Source organism: Niallia sp. 03133 (assembly GCF_052663225.1).
On the sequence record NZ_JBQTCY010000031.1, the window covers coordinates 1 to 1,597 of the forward strand.

At 41.0% G+C, this 1,597-nt stretch carries 10 tRNA genes; all 10 read left to right on the forward strand.

Annotated elements, in window-relative coordinates:
• The first annotated feature begins 505 nt into the window (after positions 1–505).
• The 10 genes from ACTYBU_RS22350 to ACTYBU_RS22395 all read left to right on the forward strand — a co-directional run bounded on the left by ACTYBU_RS22350 (position 506) and on the right by ACTYBU_RS22395 (position 1,581).
• Positions 506–580 (forward strand) — tRNA-Glu (locus tag ACTYBU_RS22350).
• 3 nt (positions 581–583) lie between these two features.
• Positions 584–659, forward strand: a tRNA-Val gene (locus tag ACTYBU_RS22355).
• A gap of 35 nt (positions 660–694) precedes the next feature.
• Positions 695–770, forward strand: a tRNA-Thr gene (locus tag ACTYBU_RS22360).
• A gap of 11 nt (positions 771–781) precedes the next feature.
• A tRNA-Lys gene (locus ACTYBU_RS22365) sits at positions 782–857 on the forward strand.
• A gap of 16 nt (positions 858–873) precedes the next feature.
• Positions 874–950: transfer RNA gene (locus tag ACTYBU_RS22370), tRNA-Arg, on the forward strand.
• Positions 951–954: 4 nt separating this feature from the next.
• A tRNA-Pro gene (locus tag ACTYBU_RS22375) sits at positions 955–1,031 on the forward strand.
• A gap of 20 nt (positions 1,032–1,051) precedes the next feature.
• Positions 1,052–1,127: transfer RNA gene (locus ACTYBU_RS22380), tRNA-Ala, on the forward strand.
• A gap of 26 nt (positions 1,128–1,153) precedes the next feature.
• Positions 1,154–1,227 (forward strand) — tRNA-Met (locus tag ACTYBU_RS22385).
• A gap of 177 nt (positions 1,228–1,404) precedes the next feature.
• Positions 1,405–1,478, forward strand: a tRNA-Ile gene (locus tag ACTYBU_RS22390).
• Positions 1,479–1,488: 10 nt separating this feature from the next.
• Positions 1,489–1,581: transfer RNA gene (locus ACTYBU_RS22395), tRNA-Ser, on the forward strand.
• Positions 1,582–1,597 lie beyond the last annotated feature (16 nt).

The following is a 1,597-nucleotide window of genomic DNA, read 5'->3' on the forward strand; positions in this document are numbered from 1 at the left end:
AAAATGTAGAAAAAGAACTAATTCATTTTTGGGTTTAGTTCTTTTTTTTTTGTATCCATTGTCATAGAAGGTAAAATAATGAGGAATAGCGATATGCTGTCATTCGGGTTCTTAAAATATCAGAATTACCTTGTTTGTTCTTGATTAATTCGTCAACACACCGATTTAACTGTTATAGTATATAGAAGGAGTTAAGATTGTAAATCACATTATTATTTCAAGCTGCAGGCAGGCTTTATCAGTTTTTTCCTCTCTTTAAATGAGGTTAAAGTTGGTATTTCTAATATTTTGTTGACTTTTTTTCCTAATATTAAGATGATTTAATCTAATCTTTTTTTAAACTTTAGATTCTGGTAAAAAAAAATTAATTAAAAATTGTAATACTATTAATTTTTGTGTTGACAAAATTCAAGTGATTTTTATATAATATATTTTGTCGCTGATTTAGAAAAAGCTATTTTAAAACTTTCTATGGCTTATAAATCATAGTGCCTTTTTTATAGTTGGCCCATTGGTCAAGCGGTTAAGACACCGCCCTTTCACGGCGGTAACACGGGTTCGAATCCCGTATGGGTCACCAAATGGAGGATTAGCTCAGCTGGGAGAGCATCTGCCTTACAAGCAGAGGGTCGGCGGTTCGATCCCGTCATCCTCCACCATATTTAATAAAAATTAGACATGCTTTTTAGAAAGTGCCGGTGTAGCTCAATTGGTAGAGCAACTGACTTGTAATCAGTAGGTTGGGGGTTCAAGTCCTCTCGCCGGCACCATTAATAAGTTTGAGCCATTAGCTCAGTTGGTAGAGCATCTGACTTTTAATCAGAGGGTCGGAGGTTCGAATCCTCCATGGCTCACCACTTTTTTAAAAAATTAGCGCCCGTAGCTCAATTGGATAGAGCGTCTGACTACGGATCAGAAGGTTATGGGTTCGACTCCTTTCGGGCGCGCCATATCCGGGAAGTAGCTCAGCTTGGTAGAGCACTTGGTTTGGGACCAAGGGGTCGCAGGTTCGAATCCTGTCTTCCCGACCAGGAAGAATTAAAGCACGTATGGGGCCTTAGCTCAGCTGGGAGAGCGCCTGCCTTGCACGCAGGAGGTCAGCGGTTCGATCCCGCTAGGCTCCACCAATTAATTATATAAAATAATGAATTATGGCGGCGTAGCTCAGCTGGCTAGAGCGTACGGTTCATACCCGTGAGGTCGGGGGTTCGATCCCCTCTGCCGCTATCATATAAAATGATAATTAATTTTCGTTTGGACCTTTAGCTCAGTTGGTTAGAGCAACGAGAAAGTACAACATGAATAATCTTCGAGTTGTACTCATCGAATAGCATCTTGCATAATCATCCCGAGATGAGGACAGACATTTTAAAGATAAACATTGTATTATCGTTTACTTTCTTTGGACCTTTAGCTCAGTTGGTTAGAGCAGACGGCTCATAACCGTCCGGTCGTAGGTTCGAGTCCTACAAGGTCCACATATATCGAGGAGGAATACCCAAGTCCGGCTGAAGGGATCGGTCTTGAAAACCGACAGGCGGGTCAAACCGCGCAGGGGTTCGAATCCCCTTTCCTCCTCCATTCAATTTACAAATAA